Annotated in this window: 20 protein-coding genes; 10 read left to right on the forward strand and 10 right to left on the reverse strand. The window is 70.6% G+C overall.

Annotation, left to right across the window (positions count from 1 at the left end; genetic code table 11):
- Nucleotides 1-7: 7 nt before the first annotated feature.
- Entirely contained in the window at nucleotides 8-1288 is a 1281-nt protein-coding gene (urtA, locus tag ACXYMW_RS07885) for an urea ABC transporter substrate-binding protein (protein ID WP_459034765.1), read from the reverse strand.
- Between the two features lie 448 nt (nucleotides 1289-1736).
- On the opposite strand from urtA, the gene ACXYMW_RS07890 reads away from it, so the two are divergent.
- The 8 genes from ACXYMW_RS07890 to ureG are packed head-to-tail and all read left to right on the forward strand — an operon-like array spanning nucleotide 1737 to nucleotide 7109.
- Nucleotides 1737-2531 carry an urease accessory protein UreD gene (locus tag ACXYMW_RS07890; RefSeq protein WP_459034766.1) on the forward strand — a complete coding sequence of 265 codons (795 nt, stop codon included), beginning with the start codon at nucleotides 1737-1739 and terminating at the stop codon, nucleotides 2529-2531.
- A 1-nt stretch (nucleotide 2532) separates the two neighbouring features.
- Nucleotides 2533-2835, forward strand: a complete 303-nt coding sequence (locus ACXYMW_RS07895) for an urease subunit gamma (protein ID WP_459034767.1) — start codon at nucleotides 2533-2535, stop codon at nucleotides 2833-2835.
- An 11-nt stretch (nucleotides 2836-2846) separates the two neighbouring features.
- A complete protein-coding gene (locus ACXYMW_RS07900) occupies nucleotides 2847-3155 on the forward strand; it encodes an urease subunit beta (RefSeq protein WP_459034768.1) in 309 nt (102 codons plus the stop codon).
- A 60-nt stretch (nucleotides 3156-3215) separates the two neighbouring features.
- Entirely contained in the window at nucleotides 3216-3572 is a 357-nt protein-coding gene (locus tag ACXYMW_RS07905) for a lysozyme inhibitor LprI family protein (protein WP_459034769.1), read from the forward strand.
- Between the two features lie 46 nt (nucleotides 3573-3618).
- Nucleotides 3619-5331, forward strand: a complete 1713-nt coding sequence (gene ureC, locus ACXYMW_RS07910; protein WP_459034770.1) for an urease subunit alpha — start codon at nucleotides 3619-3621, stop codon at nucleotides 5329-5331.
- A gap of 11 nt (nucleotides 5332-5342) precedes the next feature.
- Nucleotides 5343-5810 (forward strand): urease accessory protein UreE, encoded by a 468-nt coding sequence (locus ACXYMW_RS07915; protein WP_459034771.1) that lies wholly within the window; start codon nucleotides 5343-5345, stop codon nucleotides 5808-5810.
- Nucleotides 5794-6459: an urease accessory protein UreF gene (locus ACXYMW_RS07920; protein ID WP_459034772.1), complete on the forward strand. Its 666-nt coding sequence runs from the start codon at nucleotides 5794-5796 to the stop codon at nucleotides 6457-6459. Before ACXYMW_RS07915 ends, ACXYMW_RS07920 begins: the two co-directional genes overlap by 17 nt.
- A complete protein-coding gene (ureG, locus tag ACXYMW_RS07925) occupies nucleotides 6456-7109 on the forward strand; it encodes an urease accessory protein UreG (protein ID WP_459034773.1) in 654 nt (217 codons plus the stop codon). The genes ACXYMW_RS07920 and ureG overlap by 4 nt, the downstream gene beginning before the upstream one ends.
- A 10-nt stretch (nucleotides 7110-7119) precedes the next feature.
- Here ureG and ACXYMW_RS07930 read toward each other — a convergent pair whose 3' ends face one another.
- From ACXYMW_RS07930 to minC, 9 genes are all read right to left on the reverse strand, one after another.
- The gene (locus tag ACXYMW_RS07930) at nucleotides 7120-7281 is read right to left on the reverse strand and encodes a hypothetical protein (RefSeq protein ID WP_459034774.1); all 162 of its coding nucleotides are present in this window, start codon (nucleotides 7279-7281) and stop codon (nucleotides 7120-7122) included.
- A gap of 557 nt (nucleotides 7282-7838) precedes the next feature.
- A complete protein-coding gene (locus ACXYMW_RS07935; RefSeq protein WP_459034775.1) occupies nucleotides 7839-8621 on the reverse strand; it encodes a crotonase/enoyl-CoA hydratase family protein in 783 nt (260 codons plus the stop codon).
- The gene (locus ACXYMW_RS07940; RefSeq protein ID WP_459034776.1) at nucleotides 8618-9475 is read right to left on the reverse strand and encodes a hydroxymethylglutaryl-CoA lyase; all 858 of its coding nucleotides are present in this window, start codon (nucleotides 9473-9475) and stop codon (nucleotides 8618-8620) included. The genes ACXYMW_RS07935 and ACXYMW_RS07940 overlap by 4 nt, the downstream gene beginning before the upstream one ends.
- Nucleotides 9468-11471 carry an acetyl/propionyl/methylcrotonyl-CoA carboxylase subunit alpha gene (locus ACXYMW_RS07945; RefSeq protein ID WP_459034777.1) on the reverse strand — a complete coding sequence of 668 codons (2004 nt, stop codon included), beginning with the start codon at nucleotides 11469-11471 and terminating at the stop codon, nucleotides 9468-9470. Before ACXYMW_RS07945 ends, ACXYMW_RS07940 begins: the two co-directional genes overlap by 8 nt.
- Before the next feature lie 10 nt (nucleotides 11472-11481).
- Nucleotides 11482-13089 carry a carboxyl transferase domain-containing protein gene (locus ACXYMW_RS07950; protein WP_459034778.1) on the reverse strand — a complete coding sequence of 536 codons (1608 nt, stop codon included), beginning with the start codon at nucleotides 13087-13089 and terminating at the stop codon, nucleotides 11482-11484.
- A complete protein-coding gene (locus ACXYMW_RS07955; protein ID WP_459034779.1) occupies nucleotides 13089-14255 on the reverse strand; it encodes an acyl-CoA dehydrogenase family protein in 1167 nt (388 codons plus the stop codon). The genes ACXYMW_RS07950 and ACXYMW_RS07955 overlap by 1 nt, the downstream gene beginning before the upstream one ends.
- 222 nt (nucleotides 14256-14477) lie before the next feature.
- Nucleotides 14478-14744 carry a cell division topological specificity factor MinE gene (gene minE, locus ACXYMW_RS07960; protein ID WP_459034780.1) on the reverse strand — a complete coding sequence of 89 codons (267 nt, stop codon included), beginning with the start codon at nucleotides 14742-14744 and terminating at the stop codon, nucleotides 14478-14480.
- 1 nt (nucleotide 14745) lies between these two features.
- Nucleotides 14746-15564: a septum site-determining protein MinD gene (gene minD, locus ACXYMW_RS07965; protein WP_459034781.1), complete on the reverse strand. Its 819-nt coding sequence runs from the start codon at nucleotides 15562-15564 to the stop codon at nucleotides 14746-14748.
- Nucleotides 15565-15587: 23 nt separating this feature from the next.
- Nucleotides 15588-16406, reverse strand: coding sequence for a septum site-determining protein MinC (gene minC / locus ACXYMW_RS07970; RefSeq protein WP_459034782.1), 819 nt, complete (start codon nucleotides 16404-16406; stop codon nucleotides 15588-15590).
- A 181-nt stretch (nucleotides 16407-16587) separates the two neighbouring features.
- Here minC and ACXYMW_RS07975 point away from each other — a divergent pair, with 181 nt between their 5' ends.
- Together ACXYMW_RS07975 and ACXYMW_RS07980 are read left to right on the forward strand one after the other, a co-directional pair.
- The gene (locus ACXYMW_RS07975) at nucleotides 16588-17139 is read left to right on the forward strand and encodes a PAS domain-containing protein (RefSeq protein WP_459034783.1); all 552 of its coding nucleotides are present in this window, start codon (nucleotides 16588-16590) and stop codon (nucleotides 17137-17139) included.
- 22 nt (nucleotides 17140-17161) lie between these two features.
- Nucleotides 17162-20623 carry a chemotaxis protein CheB gene (locus ACXYMW_RS07980; RefSeq protein ID WP_459034784.1) on the forward strand — a complete coding sequence of 1154 codons (3462 nt, stop codon included), beginning with the start codon at nucleotides 17162-17164 and terminating at the stop codon, nucleotides 20621-20623.
- The last annotated feature ends 4 nt before the right edge of the window (nucleotides 20624-20627 follow it).

Below are 20627 nucleotides of genomic sequence, written 5' to 3' on the forward strand. Positions count from 1 at the left end.
GCACTGCTCAGTAATTCGAGAGGGTCTGCACGCAGGACTCGGTCTGGGTGTTGTACATGCCGCAATCGAGCTCCTGCCAATCGCTGGTCAGCACCGCCGATTCCGGCAGGAAGTCGGTCCAGGCATCGCCCTCGACCTCGTCGGTCTGCGAGATGATGTCGAACTGGCCGTCATCCTGGATCTCGCCGATCAGCACCGGCTTGGCGAGGTGATGGTTGGGCAGCATCACCGCGGTGCCGCCGGTCAGGTTGGGGAACTCCTGGCCGTACATCGCCTCGCGCACGGCATCGACCTCGACGGAGCCCGCGGCCTCGGCGGCGTTCACCCACATGTTGAAGCCGATGTAATGCGCCTCCATCGGGTCGTTGGTGACCCGGTCCTCGCCCATCCGCGCCTTCCACTTGGCGACGAATTCCTCGTTCGCGTCGGTGTCGGCGGACTGGAAGTAGTTCCACGCCGCGAGGTGGCCGACGAGGTTCGAGGTGTCGAGGCCCGACAGCTCCTCCTCGCCCACCGAGAAGGCGACCACGGGGATGTCCTCGGCCGAGATGCCGGCAGCGGCCAGCTCTTTGTAGAAGCCGATATTGGCGTCGCCGTTGATCGTCGAGATCACGCCGACCTTCTTGCCGTCGGCGCCGAGCGCGACCACGTCGGCGACGATCTTGGACCAGTCGGAATGGCCGAACGGGGTGTAGTTGACGAAGATGTCGGAGGCCGCGATGCCCTTGTCCTGCAGATAGGCCTCGAGGATGTTGTTGGTGGTCCGCGGGTAGACGTAGTCGGTGCCCAGAAGCGCGAACTTCTCGACGCCCAGCTCCTCGAGGAAGTAGTCGGTGGCCGGGATCGCCTGCTGGTTCGGCGCAGCGCCGGTATAGAAGACGTTCATGGAGCTTTCCTCACCCTCGTACTGGACCGGGTAGAACAGCAGGCCGTTCAGCTCCTCGATCACCGGCAGCACCGACTTGCGGCTGACGCTGGTCCAGTTGCCGAAGATCACGTCGACCTCGTGCACGGTCAGCAGCTCGCGCGCCTTCTCGGCGAAGAGCGGCCAGTCGGAGGCCGGGTCGACCACCACCGCCTCGAGCTCGCAGCCCAGCACGCCGCCCTTGGCGTTCTGATCCTCGACGAGCATCAGCATGGTGTCCTTCAGCGTGGTTTCCGAGATCGCCATCGTGCCGGACAGCGAATGCAGCACCCCGACCTTGATCGGGCAATCCTGCGCCAGCGCCGGCGCGGCCAGCGCCAGCGTCGCTGCGCTGGCGGCGAGTGTGGTTTTCAGAGCGGTCATCTGTCTCTCCTCGCGGGCCGCCGGTGCCGGGTCCTTGCCGCGGAGCGGCGCGCCGACTACCTCAAGGCCCGCAACTGTCTGGTTGCACCCCGTGTGGCGGCCGGGCCGAGCGCCAACTGCGTCCGGCCGTCACACACCCGCCCCCCGAGACCCGGAAGCCTCCCGAACGGATGACCCTGCATTGGTCATCGCGGCCGCGCAGGCAATTTCGCCCGCGGCCCGGACCCGGCCCGGGCCGGGATTTGCCGAACAATTGCGCAGATGACCGCGGCAACGGCGCGAAAACGGGCAGGTCGTGGCGGAATCGCCCGATGGATGGCCTGCGCAGATGGCAGCCGCCCGTTTTCGGGGCAGAAGCGGAACGACCCGCCGCCGTTCCGAGGAGACGACCATCACCCTGTCCGCCCCCCTGCCCCACCCGTCCGGGACCGGTGCCCTCGCGGCAGCGGTGCCCTGGGCGAGCGACCACGTGCAGCTGTCGAGCAAGCCGCGCGACGGCCGCAGCGTGCTGGACGGGCTGCACCAGGCCGGATCGCTCAAGGCGCTGTTTCCGCGGAGCACGGGGCGCAGCCTGCAGGCGGTGCTGGTCAACACCGCGGGCGGCATCACCGGCGGCGACCGCTTCGCGCTCGAAGCCGAGGCGGGCGCGGGCACCGCGCTGACCCTGACCACCCAGGCCTGCGAACGCGCCTACCGCGCGCTGCCGGGCGAGATCGGTCAGGTCCGAACCCGGCTCCGCGCCGGAGCCGGGGCGCGGCTCGACTGGGTGCCGCAGGAGACGATCCTGTTCCGCGGCGCCGCGCTCGACCGGCGGCTCGAGGTCGACCTCGACCCGACCGCACGGCTGCTGTTCTGCGAGCCGGTGATCTTCGGCCGCGCGGCGATGGGCGAGCGCCTCGATGCCGGCCGGTTCCGCGACCGCGTCGAGATCCGCCGCGGCGGCCGCCCGATCTATCTCGACGGCCTCGCGCTGGAGGGCGACATCGCCGGGCGCCTGGCCTGTCCCGCCACCGCCGGCGGCGCCGGAGCGATGGCCGCGCTGGTCTTCGCCGCGCCCGAGGCCGAGGCGCATCTCGCCGCGGTCCGGGCGCTGCTGCCCGCCACCGGCGGCGCCAGCCTCCTGGCCCCCGACCTCCTGGTTCTGCGGCTCCTGGCCGCGGACGGCCACCTGCTGCGCCGGAGCCTGATGCCGATCCTCGCCCGCCTGTCGGGCAATCCCCTGCCCCGTCCCTGGATGATCTGAGATGAACCTGACCCCGAGAGAGAAAGACAAGCTGCTGGTCGCCATGGCGGCCGAGGTGGCGCGCCGGCGTCTCGCCCGCGGCGTCAAGCTGAACCACCCCGAAGCCATCGCGCTGATCACCGACACGGTGGTCGAGGGCGCCCGCGACGGCCGCACGGTGGCCGAGATGATGGAGGCCGGCGCCCGCGTCCTCACCCGCGATCAGTGCATGGAGGGGGTGCCAGAGATGATCCACGACGTGCAGGTCGAGGCGACCTTTCCCGACGGCACCAAGCTCGTCACCGTGCACAACCCGATCCGCTGAGGAGGCCCGCCATGATCCCCGGAGAGATCCTGCCCGCCGAGGGCACGTTGACCCTGAACGAGGGCGCCGAGACCGTCGCGCTGATGGTCGCCAATACCGGCGACCGGCCGGTGCAGGTCGGCTCGCATTACCATTTCGCCGAGGCCAACCCGGCGCTCGACTTCGACCGCGCCGCGGCGCATGGCTGCCGGCTCGACATCGCCGCCGGCACCGCGGTGCGCTTCGAGCCCGGGCAGCGCCGGGCGGTGCAGCTGATCCCCTTCCGCGGGGCGCGCAGGGTCTACGGCTTCCAGGGCCGGGTCATGGGGGATCTGGGATGAATATTGCCCGCATCCGCCCCGGCATGGCACCCTTGGACTATTTCGCCAAGGATGTTTCCGATGCGCACGTTTCATATGCTCCTGGCGGTCCTTCTGACCGTTCCGCCCCTGTCGGCCGGCGCCGAACACAATTGCCCCGGCACGACCTCCATGGCCATGATCGAATGCGCCGTGCAGGATTGGCGCACCGCCGATGCCGAGCTCAACCGCCTGTGGAAAGTGCTGAAGCCGCGCGCCGATGCCCGCGGCACCGGGCAGAGCCTGCTTGCCGAACAGCGGCGCTGGCTGCAGCGGCGCGATGCCCATTGCGAACCCGAACTGCACCACGGCGGCAGTCTGGACCGCGCCCTGTACTACAGTTGCATGGCCGCCATGACCCGCAGCCGCAACGACCAGTTCCGCAGCATGCTGCGCTGACCGCGCCGCCGCGCCGTGCCGCCCTCCCGTCCCGGGAGGGCCGCTGATGCCCGTCGCCATCGACCGCACCGACTATGCCGCGATGTTCGGCCCGACCACGGGCGACCGCGTCCGCCTGGCCGATACCGACCTGATCATCGAGGTCGAGCGCGACCTCACCGGCCCCTATGGCGAGGAGGTCAAGTTCGGCGGCGGCAAGGTGATCCGCGACGGCATGGGCCAGTCGCAGCGCACCCGCGCCGAGGGCGCGCCCGACACCGTGATCACCAACGCCCTGATCCTCGACTGGACCGGCATCTACAAGGCCGACCTGGCTCTGCGCGACGGCCGCATCGCCGCCATCGGCAAGGCCGGCAACCCCGACACCCAGCCCGGCATCGACATCGTCATCGGCCCGGGCACCGAGATCATCGCCGGCGAGGGCCGCATCCTGACCGCCGGCGGCTTCGATTCGCACATCCATTACATCTGCCCGCAGCAGATCGACGACGCGCTGCATTCCGGCCTGACCACGATGCTCGGCGGCGGCACCGGCCCGGCGCATGGCACGCTGGCCACCACCTGCACGCCGGGGCCCTGGCATATCGGCCGCATGCTGCAGGCCGCCGACGCCTTCCCGATGAACCTCGCCTTCGCCGGCAAGGGCAATGCCTCGCTTCCGGCGGCGCTCGAGGAACAGGTGCGCGCCGGCGCCTGCGCGCTGAAGCTGCACGAGGATTGGGGCACCACGCCGGCGGCGATCGATTGCTGCCTGTCGGTGGCCGACGCGCTCGACGTGCAGGTGATGATCCACACCGACACGCTCAACGAGGCAGGCTTCGTCGAGCACACACTGGCGGCGATCAAGGGCCGCACCATCCACGCCTTCCACACCGAGGGCGCCGGCGGCGGCCATGCCCCCGACATCATCCGCATCTGCGGCGAGGAGCACGTGCTGCCCTCCTCGACCAACCCGACCCGGCCGTTCACCGTGAACACGCTGGAAGAGCATCTCGACATGCTGATGGTCTGCCACCACCTCGACAAGTCGATCCCCGAGGACGTGGCCTTCGCCGAGAGCCGGATCCGGCGCGAGACCATCGCCGCGGAGGACATCCTGCACGACATGGGGGCGTTCTCGATCATCGCCTCCGACAGCCAGGCCATGGGCCGCGTCGGCGAGGTGATCATCCGCACCTGGCAGACCGCCGACAAGATGAAGAAGCAGCGCGGCCGGCTGTCCGCCGAGACCGGCGCCAACGACAACCTGAGGGCCCGGCGCTACGTGGCGAAATACACCATCAACCCGGCCATCGCCCATGGGCTGAGCCACGAGATCGGCTCCGTCGAGGTCGGCAAGCGCGCCGACCTGGTGCTCTGGTCGCCGCCCTTCTTCGGGGTGAAGCCCGACATGGTGCTGATGGGCGGCATGATCGCGATGGCGCAGATGGGCGATCCCAACGCCTCGATCCCGACGCCCCAGCCGGTGCAGTCGCGGCCGATGTTCGGTGCCTATGGCCGGGCGATCGAGCGCTCGGCGGTGACCTTCGTCTCGGCCGCCGCCGAGGCCGACGGGCTGCGCGGCCGGCTCGGCCTCGCCAAGGACCTGGTGGCGGTCGCCAACACCCGTGCCATCGGCAAGCGCGACCTCAAGCTCAACGACGCCACGCCCGAGGTCGAGGTCGACCCCGAGACCTACGAGGTGCGCGCCGATGGCGAGCTGCTGACCTGCCAGCCGGCCGAGACCCTGCCGATGGCGCAACGCTACTTCCTGTTCTGAGGGCCACGATGATGAACGACACCCCGACCGAGACCCTGCCCGTGGCACGCGCGATCCGCGCCCCCGGCCAGTGGTCGGGCGCCGCCGCGCGCTGCGCGCTGAGCTACGAGGACCGCTTCCTGCGCCGCAAGGTGCTCGTGGCCGAGGACGGCCTGCGCCTGCTGGTCGATCTGCCGCAGACCGCCTCGCTCGATCATGGCGCGGCGCTGCTGCTCGACGACGGCCGGCTGGTGGAGATCGCCGCCGCGCCGGAGCCGCTGCTGGAGGTCGCCGGCGCCGACCTCGCCCGGCTGGCCTGGCATGTCGGCAACCGCCACACGCCCTGCCAGGTGCTGGCCGACCGACTGCGGATCCGCCGCGACCACGTGCTGCGCGACATGCTGGAGCGGCTCGGCGCGGCGCTGACCGAGATCGAGGCGCCGTTCCTGCCGGAGGGCGGCGCCTATGGCCACGGGCGGACCCATGGCCACGCCCACTGACCTGCCCGACCTCGCCGCGCTCGCCACCCTCGCGCAATGGCTCTCGCCGGCCTACCCGGTGGGCGCCTTCGCCTATTCGCACGGGCTCGAGGCCGCGGTGGAGACCGGCCGGGTCCGCGATGCCGCGGCGCTCGAGGGCTGGATCGCGGCGCTGCTGCGCGAGGGCGCCGGCGCCAGCGAGCCGCGCTTCCTCGCCGCCGCCTGGCATGCCCCGGACGCCGAGGCAGTCGCGGAGATCGACGCCCGGGCCCGCGCCTTCGCCGCCTCGCGCGAGCGGCTGATTGAGCTCGACCTGCAGGGCGCGGCCTTCGCCGCGACCACCGCAGCGCTCACCGGCCACGCCCTGCCGCGGCTGGCCTACCCGGTGGCGGTGGGCCGCGCGGCGCGGCTCGAGGGCCTGCCGCTGGTGGCCACCGCGACGCTCTACCTGCAGGCCTTCGCCGCCAACCTCGTCGCCGCCGGCCAGCGCCTGCTGCCGGTGGGCCAGACCGAGGGCCAGCGCCTGCTGCGCCGGCTCGCGCCGCTCTGCGCGGCGCAGGCCGCGGCGGCCGCCGACGGCGACCTGACCCGGCTCGGCAACGCCGCCTTTCTCGCCGACATCGCGGCGATGCAGCACGAAACCCAGAGATCGAGGATCTTCCGCACATGACCACCGCCCCCTCCCCCCACGGCCCACTCCGCATCGGCATCGGCGGCCCGGTCGGCGCCGGCAAGACGACGCTGACGGCGCGGCTCTGCGAATATCTCACGCCGCATCATTCGATCGCCGCGATCACCAACGACATCTACACGCAGGAGGATGCCGAGGCGCTGATGCGGATGCAGGTGCTGCCCTCGGACCGCATCCTGGGCGTGGAAACCGGCGGCTGCCCGCATACCGCGATCCGCGAGGATGCCTCGATCAACCTCGCGGCGGTGGCCGAGCTGACCGCGCGCCACCCGGACCTCGAGATCGTGCTGATCGAGAGCGGCGGCGACAACCTCTCGGCCACCTTTTCGCCGGAGCTTGCGGACCTGACGATCTACGTCATCGACGTCGCCGCCGGCGAGGAGATCCCGAGGAAGGGCGGCCCGGCGATCACCCGCTCGGACATCCTGGTGATCAACAAGACCGACCTCGCGCTGCATGTTGGCGCCAATCTGTCGGTGATGGAGCGCGACGCCGCGCGGATGCGCGCCGGCCGCCCCTTCACCTTCGCCCGGCTGCGCACCGGCGCGGGCGTGGCCCGGATCGCCCGGCTGATCGCCGAGATCGGCGGCCTCGCGCCGGTGCCGGAACCGGCCTCCGAGGAGGCCTGACCCCGCCGGCTCAGCGCCGGCGGTACAAGACCGCCAGCGCGACCACGGCGGCCACGGCGAGCCCCAGCATCAGCGGCGCCTCGAGCCCGTGCGGATGCATGTGCGGCCCGCCATGGGCCAGCGCCGGGGTGGCGGCCAGGGAAGCGAGGAGGACGGAGGCGGGACGGCGCATGGCGGAAATCCTGTCACAGTAAAAACCTGCCCCCTTCGACCCCGGACCGGCCCAAACCGCAATCACCTGCCCGGTTTTCCAGCACTTCCCCGTCCACCTGCTCAACAATCCCGCAGACCCACCCGCAATTGCCGAATAAAACAGCGCTCTGGCCAAGCCCTGAAAGTGCGTGGCCAGGCAGGCCGCAGCACTGCCGGCACGACACCCCTGCCCTCGGTCTTGCAGTACGAAGCCGCGCATCGACGGGCCGCGGCACGGCGATCCCGACCGCGGAATCCCACGCTTTATGCAACCAGCTCCGAAGACGCTCGAAGCTCAGCGCCCAGCCTCACCAGATCGCCGGGCCCGGGGGCGGCCCGGCGATGCGCGGCGGCCTGCGGCCTTTGTCCCGCGCGGGGATCCTCCCTGGGCGGCCGCGGCGCCATCGACCCCGATGACACCCTGCCGCTCCGTCAACCGGCCGACGCACCACCTCCGGCAAACACCGTGTCGCCCCCATCTTCTTCTGAGCAAAAATATCCCGGGGGTCCGGGGGCAGCGCCCCCGGCCGGTCGCCCTCAGGCCCAGCGGGGCGCGGTCTTGTCGAGAAAGCAGGCGATGCCGTGCCGCGATTCCTCGGTCTCCCAGGCGTCCGCGAGCTGCCGGACGGTGTCGTCGATCACCGCCGCGTCGATGCGCGGCCCGAGGCTGCGGGCCAGCGCCTTGGCGCGCCCCACCGCCCCCGGCGCCACCGCGAGATAGGGCGCGACCTCCGCCTCCACCGCGGCGTCCAGAGCGTCCTGCGGCACCGCCCGCGCCAGCACGCCCAGCTCCACCGCCTCGGCGGCGTCGAAGATCCGCGCCGACATGAAGACCCGGCGCGCCCGGCCCTCGCCCATGCGGGCCAGCACGTAGGGGCCGATGGTGGCCGGGATCAGCCCGAGCCGGGTTTCGGTGAAGCCGAACTTGGTGCCCTCCGCGGCCAGCGCCACGTCGCAGATGCAGGCGAGGCCGACGCCGCCGCCGAAGGCGCCGCCATGCAGCCGGCCGATCAGCGGCGTCGGCATCTCGTTCAGCGCGTTCAGCATCATGGCAAGCTTCTTGGCCTCGCGCATCCGGGTCGGCCGGTCGGCCTCGATCTGCGCCTTCATCCAGGTCAGGTCGCCGCCGGCGCAGAACACCTTGCCGGCGCCGGCGAGGACGATGGCGCGGGTGCCCTCGGCGGCGCCCAGGCTGCCCGCCATGTCGGTCAACTCGGCGATCATCGTGGCCGAGAGCACGTTGCGCTTCTCGGGCAGGTTCAACGTGACATAGGCGACGCCGCGCTCGTCCTGGCGGATGTCGAGGGTCTGGTAGCTCATGCGGCACTCCTCAAGGTTCGGGCGAAGGCCGCGGCCGCGGCCAGCCGGCCCGCGTCGAGGCCGGTCGCGAAGCCCAGCCGGTCCATCAGCGCCGCCACCTTCTCGGTCGCGACATTGCCCTTGGCGCCGGGCGCGTAGGGGCAGCCGCCGAGGCCTCCGACCGCCGCGTCGAAGCTGCGCAGGCCGCGGGCGAGGCTGGCCTCGATATTGTCGAGCGCGCGGCCGCCGGTGTCGTGGAAATGCCCGGCGAGGCGCGCGGCCGGGACCTCCTCGAGCACCGCGGCGAGCATGCGGTCGACGCTCTCCGGGGTGCCGGCGCCGATCGTGTCGCCGAGCGAGACCTCGTAGCAGCCGAGATCGCGCAGCCCGGCCGCGACCCGCGCCACCGCCGGCGGCGCCACCGGCCCGTCATAGGGGCAGTCGGTGACGCAGGAGACGTAGCCCCGCACCGGGAGGCCGGCCTCGCGCGCCGCCTCGGCCACCGGGGCGAAGCGCTCGAGGCTCTCGGCCACCGAGCAGTTGATGTTGGCGCGGCTGAACCCCTCCGATGCCGAGGCGAAGACCGCGACCTCCGAGGCGTTGGCCGCCCGCGCCGCCTCGAAGCCCTTCAGGTTCGGCGTCAGCACGGCGTAGGAGATGCCCGGACGGCGGGCGATGCCGGCCATGACCTCGGCGGCATCGGCCATCTGTGGCACCCATTTCGGGCTGACGAAGCTGGTCACCTCGATCCGCGCGAAGCCGCATTCCGACAACAGGTCGACGAGGCGGATCTTGTCCGCGGTGGCGATCTGCACCGCCTCGTTCTGCAACCCGTCGCGCGGGCCCATCTCGAAAATGTCGACGCGCTCAGCCATCCTCGGGCTCCAGCGTCAGCAGCACCGCGCCGTCCGAGACCTGGTCGCCCTCGGCCACCATGATCTCGGCCACCACGCCGTCGCGCGGGGCGCGCAGGGTGTGCTCCATCTTCATCGCCTCGAGCACCACCAGCGCGGCGCCGGCCTCGACGCTCTGGCCGGGCGCGGCCGACAGCATCCGCACGAGGCCCGGCATCGGCGCCGCGACCTGATCGCCGCCGGCCTCCTCGGCGGCGGCATCGGCCAGCGGGTCGGGCAGCCGCCAGGAGGCGCTGCGCCCCTCGGCGAAGACCGAGACGCGGTGCGCCTCCTCGACCACATCGATGCGGCGCCGGCGGCCGTGGCTCTCGAGGATCACGCCGCCCTCCGGGGCGGGGCGCAGCGACAGCTCGGTCGTGCCCTCGGGGCCGGCGACGGTGTAATGCCCGTGCCCGCGCAGGGTGACGCTGCGCTCGATCCGTCCGGCCTCGCTTTCGAGGAGGGCGTGCAGCGCATCCGCGGTCCAGTGCCGCCAGCCCGCCAGGGCGTCCCAGGGATCGGCGGCGTCGCGCGGGCTGAGCAGCCCCAGCGCCGCCACCGCCGCCACCGCGACGAGGTCCTCGCCCGGCCCCTCGGCCGAGACCAACGTGTCCAGATCGCGGCCGATCAGCCCGGTATCGACCTCGCCGGCGCGGAACCCCCGATGCCGCGACAGCGCCACGAGGAAGTCGAGATTGGTCACCGAGCCGGTGACCCGGCAGGCCTCGAGCGCGCGGGTCAGCCGGTTCAGCGCCGCCGTCCGGGTCGGCCCGTGCACGATCACCTTGGCGATCATCGGGTCGTAGAACGGGCTGATCTCGTCGCCGGGACGCACGCCGCTGTCGATGCGCACCGCGCCGCGGGAGAACTCCGCGCCCTCGGGGAAGGCCAGGTGGTCGAGCCGGCCGGTCGCCGGCAGGAAGCCCTTGGGCACGTCCTCGGCGTAGAGCCGGGCCTCGAAGGCCCAGCCGTCGATCCGCAGATTGTCCTGCGCCACCGGCAGCGGCTCGCCGGCCGCGACGCGGAGCTGCAGCTCGACGAAGTCGAGCCCGGTGATCGCCTCGGAGACCGGGTGCTCGACCTGCAGGCGGGTGTTCATCTCCATGAACCAGAAGCCGTCGGTCCGGAGCGGGCCGGAGCCGTCGACGATGAACTCCACCGTGCCGGCGCCGCGATAGCCGATGGCCTTCGCCGCATCGACCGCTGCCTGGCCCATGGCGGCGCGGACCTCCTCGGGCATGTCGGGGGCGGGCGCCTCCTCGATCACCTTCTGGTGGCGGCGCTGCAGCGAGCAGTCGCGCTCGAAGAGGTGGATGGCGTTGCCGTGGGCATCGCCGAAGACCTGGATCTCGATGTGCCGCGGCTGGGTGACGAACTTCTCGATCAAACAGGCGGGATCGCCGAAGGCGGCCTGCGCCTCGCGCTGCGCCGAGGCCAGCGCCTCGGCGAAATCGCCCGCCCGCTCGACCAGCCGCATGCCCTTGCCGCCGCCGCCGGCGCGCGCCTTGATCAGCACCGGGTAGCCGATCTCCTCCGCCCGTTCGGCGAGGAAGTCCGGCTCCTGCCGGTCGCCGTGATAGCCCGGCACCACCGGCACCCCGGCCTCCTCCATCAGCGCCTTGGCGGCGTCCTTCAGCCCCATGGCGCGGATCGCGCTGGCCGGGGGGCCGACGAAGACCAGCCCGGCGGCCTCGACCTTCTCGACGAAGTCGGGGTTCTCGGACAAAAAGCCGTAGCCCGGATGGATGGCCTCGGCGCCGGTGGCGCGCGCGGCTGCGATGATGCGGTCGGCCTGCAGGTAGCTCTCGGCCACCGCGGGCGGGCCGACATGCACCGCCTCGTCGGCCATCGCGACGTGGCGGGCGCCGGCATCGGCGTCGGAATAGACCGCGACGGTGCGGATGCCGAGCCGGCGGGCGGTGGCGATGACGCGGCAGGCGATCTCGCCGCGGTTGGCGATCAGGATTTTCTGGAACATCTCCGCCCCCTCACATCCGGAACACGCCGAAGCGCGTGTCCTCGACCGGCGCGTTCAGCGCCGCGGCCAGGCTCAGCGCCAGCACCTCGCGCGAGCGGCGCGGATTGATGATGCCGTCATCCCAGAGCCGCGCCGAGGCGTAGAGCGGGTGCGACTGGCGCTCGAACATCTCGATGGTCGGGCGCTTGAACTCGGCCTCGTCCTCGGCCGACCAGGCCCCGCCCTTGCGCTCGATGGCGTCGCGCTTGACGGTGGCCAGAACGCCCGCCGCCTGTTCGCCGCCCATCACCGAGATCCGGCTGTTGGGCCAGGTCCAGAGGAAGCGCGGGGAATAGGCGCGGCCGCACATGCCGTAATTGCCCGCCCCGAACGAGCCGCCGACCAGCAGGGTGATCTTCGGCACGCTGGTGGTGGCCACCGCGGTGACCAGCTTGGCGCCGTCCTTGGCGATGCCGGCGCTCTCGTAGGCGCGGCCGACCATGAAGCCGGTGATGTTCTGCAGGAAGACCAGCGGCACCTTGCGCTGCGAGCAGAGCTCGACGAAATGCGCGCCCTTCACCGCGGCCTCCGAGAACAGCACGCCATTGTTGGCGACGATGCCCACCGGCATGCCCATGACATGGGCGAAGCCGCAGACCAGGGTGGTGCCGTAGCGCGCCTTGAACTCGTCGAAGCGCGACCCGTCGACGATGCGGGCGATGACCTCGCGGATGTCGTAGGGGGTCTTCAGATCGGCCGGCACCACGCCGAGAATCTCGTCGGGGTCGTAGGCCGGGGCCTCGGGGCTCTGCAGCTCGACGGTGGCGGGCTTGGTGCGGTTGAGATTGGCCACCGCCTGCCGCGCCAGCGCCAACGCGTGGGCGTCGTCATTGGCGAGGTAGTCGGCCACGCCGGAGAGCCGGGTATGGACGTCGCCGCCGCCGAGATCCTCGGCCGAGACGACCTCGCCCGTCGCCGCCTTCACCAGCGGCGGGCCGGCGAGGAAGATGGTGCCCTGCTCCTTCACGATGATGGTGACGTCCGACATCGCCGGCACATAGGCGCCGCCCGCGGTGCAGGAGCCCATGACCACGGCGATCTGGGGAATGCCCTTGGCGCTCATGTTGGCCTGGTTGTAGAAGATGCGGCCGAAATGGTCGCGGTCGGGGAAGACCTCGTCCTGGTTGGGCAGGTTGGCCCCGCCGGAATCGACCAGGTAGATGCAGGGCAGGCGGTTCTGCTCGGCGATCTCCTGGGCGCGCAGGTGCTTCTTCACGCTCATCGGGAAGTAGGTGCCGCCCTTCACCGTGGCGTCGTTGCAGACCACCATGACCTCGCGCCCCTCGACGCGGCCGACGCCCGCGACCACGCCGGCCGAGGGGCTGGCGCCGTCATAGAGCCCGTGCGCGGCGAACATGCCGATCTCGAGGAAGGGCGAGCCGGGATCGAGCAGCCGCGCCACCCGGTCGCGGGGCAGGATCTTGCCGCGGCCGAGATGCCGTTCGCGCGCCGCGTCGCCGCCGCCCGCCAACGCCGCCTCGGCGGCCTCGCGCACCGGGGCGAGCGCCGCCTCATGCGCCGCGACGTTGGCCGCGAAGGCCTCCGAGCGCGGCGAGACGGAGGAGTGCAGGACCGCCATCAGGAGACCGCCGCCATCAGCTCGCGGCCGATCAGCATGCGGCGGATCTCCGAGGTGCCGGCGCCGATCTCCATCAGCTTGGCGTCGCGGAACAGCCGGCTCACCGGGGTCTCGTTCATGAAACCGGCGCCGCCCATGGCCTGCACCGCCTGGTGCGCCTGCACCATCGCCTGCTCGGAGGCGTAGAGGCAGCAGGCGGCGGCGTCCTGCCGCGTCACCCGGCCGGCATCGCAGGCCTTGGCGACCTCGTAGACATAGGCCCGGGCCGAGTTCATCGCCGTGTACATGTCGGCGATCTTGCCCTGCATCAGCTGGAACGATCCGATCGGCTTGCCGAACTGCTTGCGCTCCGCGAGATAGGGCATGATCTCGTCGAGGCAGGCCGCCATGATGCCGAGCCCGATGCCCGCCAGCACCACGCGCTCGTAGTCGAGCCCCGACATCAGCACCTTCACGCCGCGGCCCTCCTCGCCGAGGATGTTCTCGGCCGAGACCTCGACATCCTCGAAGGTCAGCTCGACGGTGTTCGAGCCGCGCATGCCGAGCTTGTCGAAATGCGGGCTCTGGCTGAAGCCCGGCATCGCCTTCTCGATCAGGAAGGCGGTGATGCCCTTGGAGCCCGCCGCGGGATCGGTCTTGGCGTAGACCACCAGCGTGTTGGCCTCGCCGCCATTGGTGATCCAGTACTTGTTGCCGTTCAGGATGTAGGAGGCGTTGCCCGACTTCTCGGCCTTCAGCGCCATGCCGACCACGTCCGACCCGGCGCCGGCCTCCGACATCGCCAGGGCGCCCACCGACTTGCCCGAGATCAGCCCGGGCAGGTACCTGGCCTTCTGTTCGGGCGTGGCATTGAGGTTGATCTGGTTGACGCAGAGATTGGAATGCGCGCCGTAGCTCAGCGACACGCTGGCCGAGGCGCGGGCGATCTCCTCGGTGGCCACGACATGGGCGAGATAGCCCATGCCGGCGCCGCCATCCTCCTCGGGCACGGTGATGCCCAGGAGTCCCAGATCGCCCATCTCGGTCCACAGATCCTCGGGAAAGGCGTTGGTCCGGTCGATCTCGCCCGCGATCGGGCGGATCCGCTCCTGGGCCCAGCGATTGACCATATCGCGCAAGGCGTTGACCTCGTCGCCGAGATCGAACCGCATGACGGCATCGAACATCGTGCCCCTCCCTAGGTTAATGAACGTCCGTTCATATACGCGCCGGCGCGGCGTCGGTCAACCGCCGCCGACCGGCACGAGGCTGCGCCGGATGGCGCCGCCGGACAAGCGTCTTGATGGCAGGAAGGGGCCGCGGCCCGGCCCGGAACGCAGGCCGCCCCCGGATTGCGGGACCGGGGGCGGCGGGCAGCGTCGCGGCGGGCGGGGCCCGCCCGGGGCGGCTCAGGCCTGCGCCTTGGCGCGGGTCGGCAGCTCGATGTTGATCTCGAGGCTCGAGATGTCGTCGGCCTGTTCCATGCGGATGTCGACGGCGTCGTTGTCGACCTTCACGTGACGGCGGATCGCCTCGAGGATGTCGCGCTGCAGCATCGGCAGGAAATCGGCCGAGGGGCCGTCATCGCCGCGCTCGTGCGCGAGCAGGATCTGCAGCCGTTCCTTGGCGGTCTGTGCGGAGCGGGGGCGGCGTGGCCTCAGGGTGAATCCGAACATTTCAGGCCGTCCGCCCGAACAGACGCCGGATCAGGCCGGGCTGGCGCTCGCTCTCGATGCGCATCTCGATCTCGGCCCCGGTCAGGCGCTTGACCGCGTCGTCATAGGCCTGCGCGGCGCGCGACGGCTCGCCCATCACCACCGGCACGCCCTCGTTCGAGGCGCGCAGCACGGCGGGGCTTTCCGGGATCACGCCGAGCAGCGGGATGGCGAGGATCTCGAGCACGTCCTCGACCGTCATCATCTCGCCCAGCTCGATCCGCTTGGGATCGTAGCGGGTGATCAGCAGATGCGCCGAGACCGGCGTGGCGCCGGATTGCTCGGCTCGCCGGGTCTTGGAGTTCAGCAGCCCCAGCATGCGGTCGCTGTCGCGCACCGAGGAGACCTCGGGGTTGGTCACCACGACCGCCTCGTCGGCGTAGTACATCGCCATCTGGGCGCCGCGCTCGATGCCGGCGGGGCTGTCGCAGACGATGTAGTCGAACTCCTCACGCAGCTCGTCGAGCACCTTGCCGACGCCCTCCTTGGTGAGCGCGTCCTTGTCGCGGGTCTGCGAGGTCGGCAGCACGAAGAGGTTGTCGAGCCGGCGGTCCTTGATCAGCGCCTGCTTGAGCTTGGCGTCGCCCTGGATGACGTTGATGAAGTCGAAGACCACGCGGCGCTCGCAGCCCATAATCATGTCGAGGTTGCGCAGGCCGACATCGAAATCGATGACGACGGTCTTGTGACCCTGCTGCGCCAGCGCGGCGCTGATGGCGGCGGCGGAGGTGGTCTTGCCCACCCCGCCCTTGCCGGACGTGACGACGACGATTCTGCTCACGAAAGGCTCCTGTCGGTTGAGGTTCAGTCGAGCGGCGAAACGGTCAGCCGCTCGCCGTCGAGATGGATGTGGGCGGGACGCAGCCGCAGCTCGGGACCGATGCTTTCGCTGGTGCGGTAGAGCCCGGCAATGGCCAGCAGCTCGGCATCGAGGCTGTGACAGAAGATCCGGGCGGTCTCGTCACCCTCGACGCCGGCCATGGCGCGGCCGCGCAGCCGGCCGTAGACATGGATGCTGCCCGAGGCGATGAGCTCGGCGCCCGAGCTCACCGTGCCGATCACCGTCAGGTCGCCGCGCTCGGCCACCACCGACTGGCCCGAGCGCACCGGCTCGGTGATGACCCGGTTGGCGGCGGCCAGCAGCGCCCGGCCGCGCGGCCGCGGTGCCGGCTCCTCGGCGCCGCCGGGCGTGCGCCGCACGGTGTTGGCGGGCCCCGCCGCGGGCATCGGCGCGTCGCGCCCGCCGGCCACCGGGATCAGCCCGGCGCGCCGCGCCGCCTCGACCTGGACCGGGCTGGCATTCTGCACCCCGAAGACGTCGAGCTGGCGCTGGCGCAGCGCCGCCACCAGCTCCGCGAGGTCGCGCTCGCCGAACTCGGCCCCGGCGGTGGCGAGGTCGATCACCACCGGCGCGCCGGCGAAGAATTGCGGCATCTTCGCCAGCCGCGCGTCGAGGTGGCGGAGGAACCGCGCATCGGGCGCCCCCGCCGGGTGCAGGGCGATGGCGGTGAGGAAACGGCCGCGGATCTGCAATGGCGCGAGGGGGGTCGCGACGTCGCCGGCCGCCGGCCGGGAGGATTCGGCTTGGGGTTGCACGCTGGTCTCGTCTTGCTGCTCGGTCACGGTCGGCTTGCTGCCGCGTCTGTTCTCCCTGCCTCCCTAATGCGAATCGCGCGCGAGGGCCAGAGAGTGCGGCGCGCGCCTGCCGTATCGGCAGCCTGCCGCCGTCCCGGAAATAGCCCTTGCCGAAGCCGGGACGCGGTCCAGCTATTGATGCTGGCCGAAGATCAACCGGAGTTTCGCGATGTCCGCCCTGCAGACCGCCCTGCCCGACCGCCTGCGGGAGTACCTCGATCGGTCGGCCGCGCCGCTGTCGGTCGCGGAGGTGGGCGGCGACATGCCGCTGGTCTACATCAACGAGCCGTTCCGCCGGCTCACCGGCTACGGTGACGAGGATTGCCTCGGACGCAACTGCCGCTTTCTCCAGGGCCCCGACACCGACCCGGACGACCGCCAGGCGCTGCGCGATTTCGTCGCCGACCCCGAGGCCGAGAACGGCCGCTTTCCGATCCTCAATTACCGCAAGGACGGCAGCGCCTTCCGCAACTACGTGCTGATGACCCGGCTGCGCGACCGCGAGGGCAGCACGCGCTTCATCCTCGGCTCGCAATTCGACATCACCACCGCGGCGCGGGAGCATACGGTGCAGAGCAAGGAGCACGCGCTGCGCGAGACCATGATCGACGTCGAGGCGCTGAGCCGCGAATTCGGTCTCGCGGTGCTCGCCTCGGCCCAGATGATTTCGGATTCGGTGGCCCTGCTCGCCCGATTGGCGCTGGACGAGGCCCCCCGCTAGGCTGCATCAGGTGCGGATGGACATGAATGATCAAGACCGCGAGCTGACACGCCGGGAGCCCGTCGATCCGGCCCAGCCGGAGCGTGTCTGCATCGTCGGGATCGGCGCCTCGGCCGGCGGGCTGGAGGCCATCCGCGAGATGCTGAGCACGGCGCGGGCGGATGCCAACCTGGCCTTCGTGGTGATCCAGCACCTCGACCCGACGCATGAGAGCCTGCTCGCGGAATTGCTGTCGCGCCACACCGCGCTCGAGGTGCTGCAGGCCGAGGGCGGCGAACGGGTCGCCCCCGGGCATGTCTACATCATCCCCCCGGGACACGGCCTGTCGATCGAGGACGGGGTGCTGGAGCTCACCGATTTCGCCCAGCCGCGCGGGCTGCGCCGCCCGATCGACGACTTCTTCGAGAGCCTCGCCCTCGACCAGGGGCCGTTCGCGGCCTGCGTGATCCTGTCGGGCACCGGCGCCGACGGCAGCGCCGGGCTGCGCGCCATCAAGGAGCATGGCGGTCTGTGCATCGTGCAGGAGCCCAACACCGCCAAGTATGACGGCATGCCGAGCTCCGCCCGCGCCACCGGCATGGTGGATTACGTCTGCGCGCCCGACAACATCGTCGACTGCATCGAGCAGTTCTACGCCCATGCGATGCTGCGCAAGGGCGTGGAGACGCCCCACCAGACCGTCGAGCAGAGCCTCGACGACATCTGCGCCGTGGTGCGCAGCACGGTCGGGCACGACTTTTCCGGCTACAAGCAATCCACCCTGGCCCGACGGGTGCAGCGCCGGATCCAGGTCCTCGACCTGGCCGATGCGCAGGAGTATCTCGCCCATCTCAAGACCGACATCGGCGAATGCGAGACGCTGTTCCGCGAACTGCTGATCAACGTCACCCGCTTCTTCCGCGACGCCGAGCATTTCCAGGTCCTGCGCGACAAGGTGATCCGCCCGCTGGTCGCTGCGGCCAGCACCTCGGACGAGATCCGGGTCTGGGTGCCCGGCTGCTCGAGCGGCGAGGAAGCCTATTCCATCGCCATGCTGTTCGCCCAGGAGCAGCGCCTGCAGGGGCGCCCGGTGCCGGTGCAGATCTTCGCCACCGACATCGACGAACAGATGCTGAGCATCGGCCGGGAGGGCGTCTATCCGCACCCCGCGCTGGCGGACATCCCCGAGGAGATGCGCGAGCAGTTCACCCTGGCGCGCGAGGGCAAGTTCCAGATCGCCTCCCGCATCCGCGAGATGGTGCGCTTCTCGGTGCACAGCCTGGTGCGCGACCCGCCCTTCTCCAACATCGACCTGCTGTCCTGCCGCAACCTGCTGATCTATTTCGGCGACGAGCTGCAATCCTCGGCGCTGCCGATCTTCCATTATGCGGTCCGCCCCAAGGGCACGCTGTTTCTCGGGCCGTCGGAAACGCTCGGCCGGTTCGACCACATGTTCCGCCCGGTCGACCAGCATGCCCGCATCTTCCAGCGCAACGAAGCGCGCCCGCAATATCCGCTGCATCTGCGCGGCCAGCCCGGACAGCGGCCGCGCGCGGTTCTGCGCAAGGCCCGCGACAACACTGTCGAGCACCGCCGCCGCCGGACGTCCGACGAGGAGCCGACGATCGCCGAACGCATCCTCGCCGCCTATGCCCCGCCGACGCTGCACGTCTCGGCCAACGGCGAGATCCTCGGCGCCTCGGGCCGACTGGGCAAGTATCTCGACGTGCAGCCCGGAACCACCGAGCCGCAATTCGCCGCCACGGCCGCGCAGCCCGGCGTGCGCGAGGCGATCTCGGCCATCATCCGCAAGGTCGCGGGCGGCACCCAGCGGGCGCTGACCCGCGATCTGAGCGCGCGCTCGGAATTCGGCGAGCAGAAGTTCGACCTCATCGCCGAGCCGCGCGGCGATGGATCCGTGCTGCTGGTGTTCCGCGAGACCGATCGCTTCCAGCCGATGGAGGACAGCGATTATGTCGAGGTCGAGCCCTCGGATTCCCACGTCCAGGCGCTGGAGGAGGAACTGCGCGCCACCCGGTCCCGCCTGCACGTCACCGTCGAGGAACTGGAGACCGCGAACGAGGAGCTGAAGAGCTCCAACGAAGAAATGATGTCGATGAACGAGGAGCTGCAATCGACCAACGAGGAGCTCTCCACCGTCAACGACGAGTTGAAGAGCAAGGTCGACGAGCTCTCGGTCGCCAATGCCGACCTGTCGAACTTCTTCAAATCCACCGCGCTGGCGCTGGTGGTGGTGGATTCCGAGACCCGCATCCGCAACTTCACCGACGCCTCCGAGGCGATCTATCCGTTCCGCGACGGCGATCGCGGGCGCCCGCTGCGCGAGGTCACCAGCACGGTGCGGCGCCATGACGACATCCTGGCCTGCGTCGACGAGGTGATGACCCGCGGCGATGCGCGCCACCTGCGCGTCACCGACCGTTCCGACAGCCGCACCTGGTCGCTGGTCATCACCCCCTACCGCAAGCGCGGCGGCGAGATCGACGGCGCCACCCTGGTCTTCACCGAACTGACCGAGGCGCTGCGGCTCGAGGACGCGCTGCATCACGAGGGCGAGCGGCTGCGGCTGGCGCTCGACGTGGCGCAGCTCGGCATCTGGGAATTTGATCCCGAGGCGCGCGCGCTGAAGCTCGACGACATGGTCTGCCAGCATTTCCAGAGCCAGGAGGGCCTGCTGTCGCTGCGCGACCTGCTGGAGCGGGTGGTCGAGGAGGACCGGGCCAGCCTCGAAAGCGCCATGCGCATGGAGACCGATCCGGCCGGCCTGCTCGACGTCACCTTCCGCATCGATGGCGGGTCGGAGCAGGCCCGCGCCCTGCGCTGCGTCGGCCGCCAGGTCCGGAGCGAGAACCGGATGCGCTTCCTCGGCGTGGTCATCGACGTGACCGAGGAACAGGAGGCGGTGCGCATCCGCGAGATCATGCTGCGCGAGATGAACCACCGGGTGAAGAACATGTTCTCGGTGCTGTCGGGCATGATCCGCATCGCGCGGCGCAATGCCGGATCGGTCGAGGAGCTGGTCAGCGGGCTCGAGGACCGGATCACCGCGCTGGCGCGCTCGCACGACCTCACCCAGCGGGCACCGAACGAACAGTCGCTGACGCTCGAGGACGCGATCCGCGGCTCGCTCGAACCCTATGCCGGCCACACCAAGCTGGTGATCGAGGGTCCCAAGGTGCCGATCAGCAACAAGGAACTCACCGCCTTGTCGCTGCTGATGCACGAATGGGCCACTAACGCCGCGAAATACGGGGTGCTGGGGCCGCTTTCCGGGCGGCTCGACGTGTCCTGGGCGCAACACGGAGAAAATGTGCATCTCGAGTGGAACGAAACCTACGACGACCCTGTTGAGGTCCATGAGGGGAAATCCGGGTTCGGTTCCACCCTGGTCCAGCTGTCTGCCGCGCAGCTCCAGGGACAGGTCGAGGTCGAGACGGGATCCTACCGGCGGAAGATGAGGTTGGTGTATGAGTCCGAAGGATAACGGT

It is taken from the genome of Roseivivax sp. CAU 1761, assembly GCF_054482755.1.

Coding starts and splice junctions, on each gene's coding strand:
- ACXYMW_RS07905 (WP_459034769.1), top strand. CDS start 3,216: ATGCGCACGTTTCATATGCTCCTGGCGGTCCTTCTGACCGTTCCGCCC.
- ACXYMW_RS07945 (WP_459034777.1), bottom strand. CDS start 11,471: ATGTTCCAGAAAATCCTGATCGCCAACCGCGGCGAGATCGCCTGCCGC.
- ACXYMW_RS07940 (WP_459034776.1), bottom strand. CDS start 9,475: ATGGCTGAGCGCGTCGACATTTTCGAGATGGGCCCGCGCGACGGGTTG.
- urtA (WP_459034765.1), bottom strand. CDS start 1,288: ATGACCGCTCTGAAAACCACACTCGCCGCCAGCGCAGCGACGCTGGCG.
- ACXYMW_RS07955 (WP_459034779.1), bottom strand. CDS start 14,255: ATGTTCGATGCCGTCATGCGGTTCGATCTCGGCGACGAGGTCAACGCC.
- ACXYMW_RS07900 (WP_459034768.1), top strand. CDS start 2,847: ATGATCCCCGGAGAGATCCTGCCCGCCGAGGGCACGTTGACCCTGAAC.
- ACXYMW_RS07895 (WP_459034767.1), top strand. CDS start 2,533: ATGAACCTGACCCCGAGAGAGAAAGACAAGCTGCTGGTCGCCATGGCG.
- ACXYMW_RS07920 (WP_459034772.1), top strand. CDS start 5,794: ATGGCCACGCCCACTGACCTGCCCGACCTCGCCGCGCTCGCCACCCTC.
- minE (WP_459034780.1), bottom strand. CDS start 14,744: ATGTTCGGATTCACCCTGAGGCCACGCCGCCCCCGCTCCGCACAGACC.
- ureG (WP_459034773.1), top strand. CDS start 6,456: ATGACCACCGCCCCCTCCCCCCACGGCCCACTCCGCATCGGCATCGGC.
- ACXYMW_RS07915 (WP_459034771.1), top strand. CDS start 5,343: ATGAACGACACCCCGACCGAGACCCTGCCCGTGGCACGCGCGATCCGC.
- ACXYMW_RS07950 (WP_459034778.1), bottom strand. CDS start 13,089: ATGGCGGTCCTGCACTCCTCCGTCTCGCCGCGCTCGGAGGCCTTCGCG.
- ureC (WP_459034770.1), top strand. CDS start 3,619: ATGCCCGTCGCCATCGACCGCACCGACTATGCCGCGATGTTCGGCCCG.
- ACXYMW_RS07930 (WP_459034774.1), bottom strand. CDS start 7,281: ATGCGCCGTCCCGCCTCCGTCCTCCTCGCTTCCCTGGCCGCCACCCCG.
- ACXYMW_RS07980 (WP_459034784.1), top strand. CDS start 17,162: ATGAATGATCAAGACCGCGAGCTGACACGCCGGGAGCCCGTCGATCCG.
- ACXYMW_RS07975 (WP_459034783.1), top strand. CDS start 16,588: ATGTCCGCCCTGCAGACCGCCCTGCCCGACCGCCTGCGGGAGTACCTC.
- ACXYMW_RS07935 (WP_459034775.1), bottom strand. CDS start 8,621: ATGAGCTACCAGACCCTCGACATCCGCCAGGACGAGCGCGGCGTCGCC.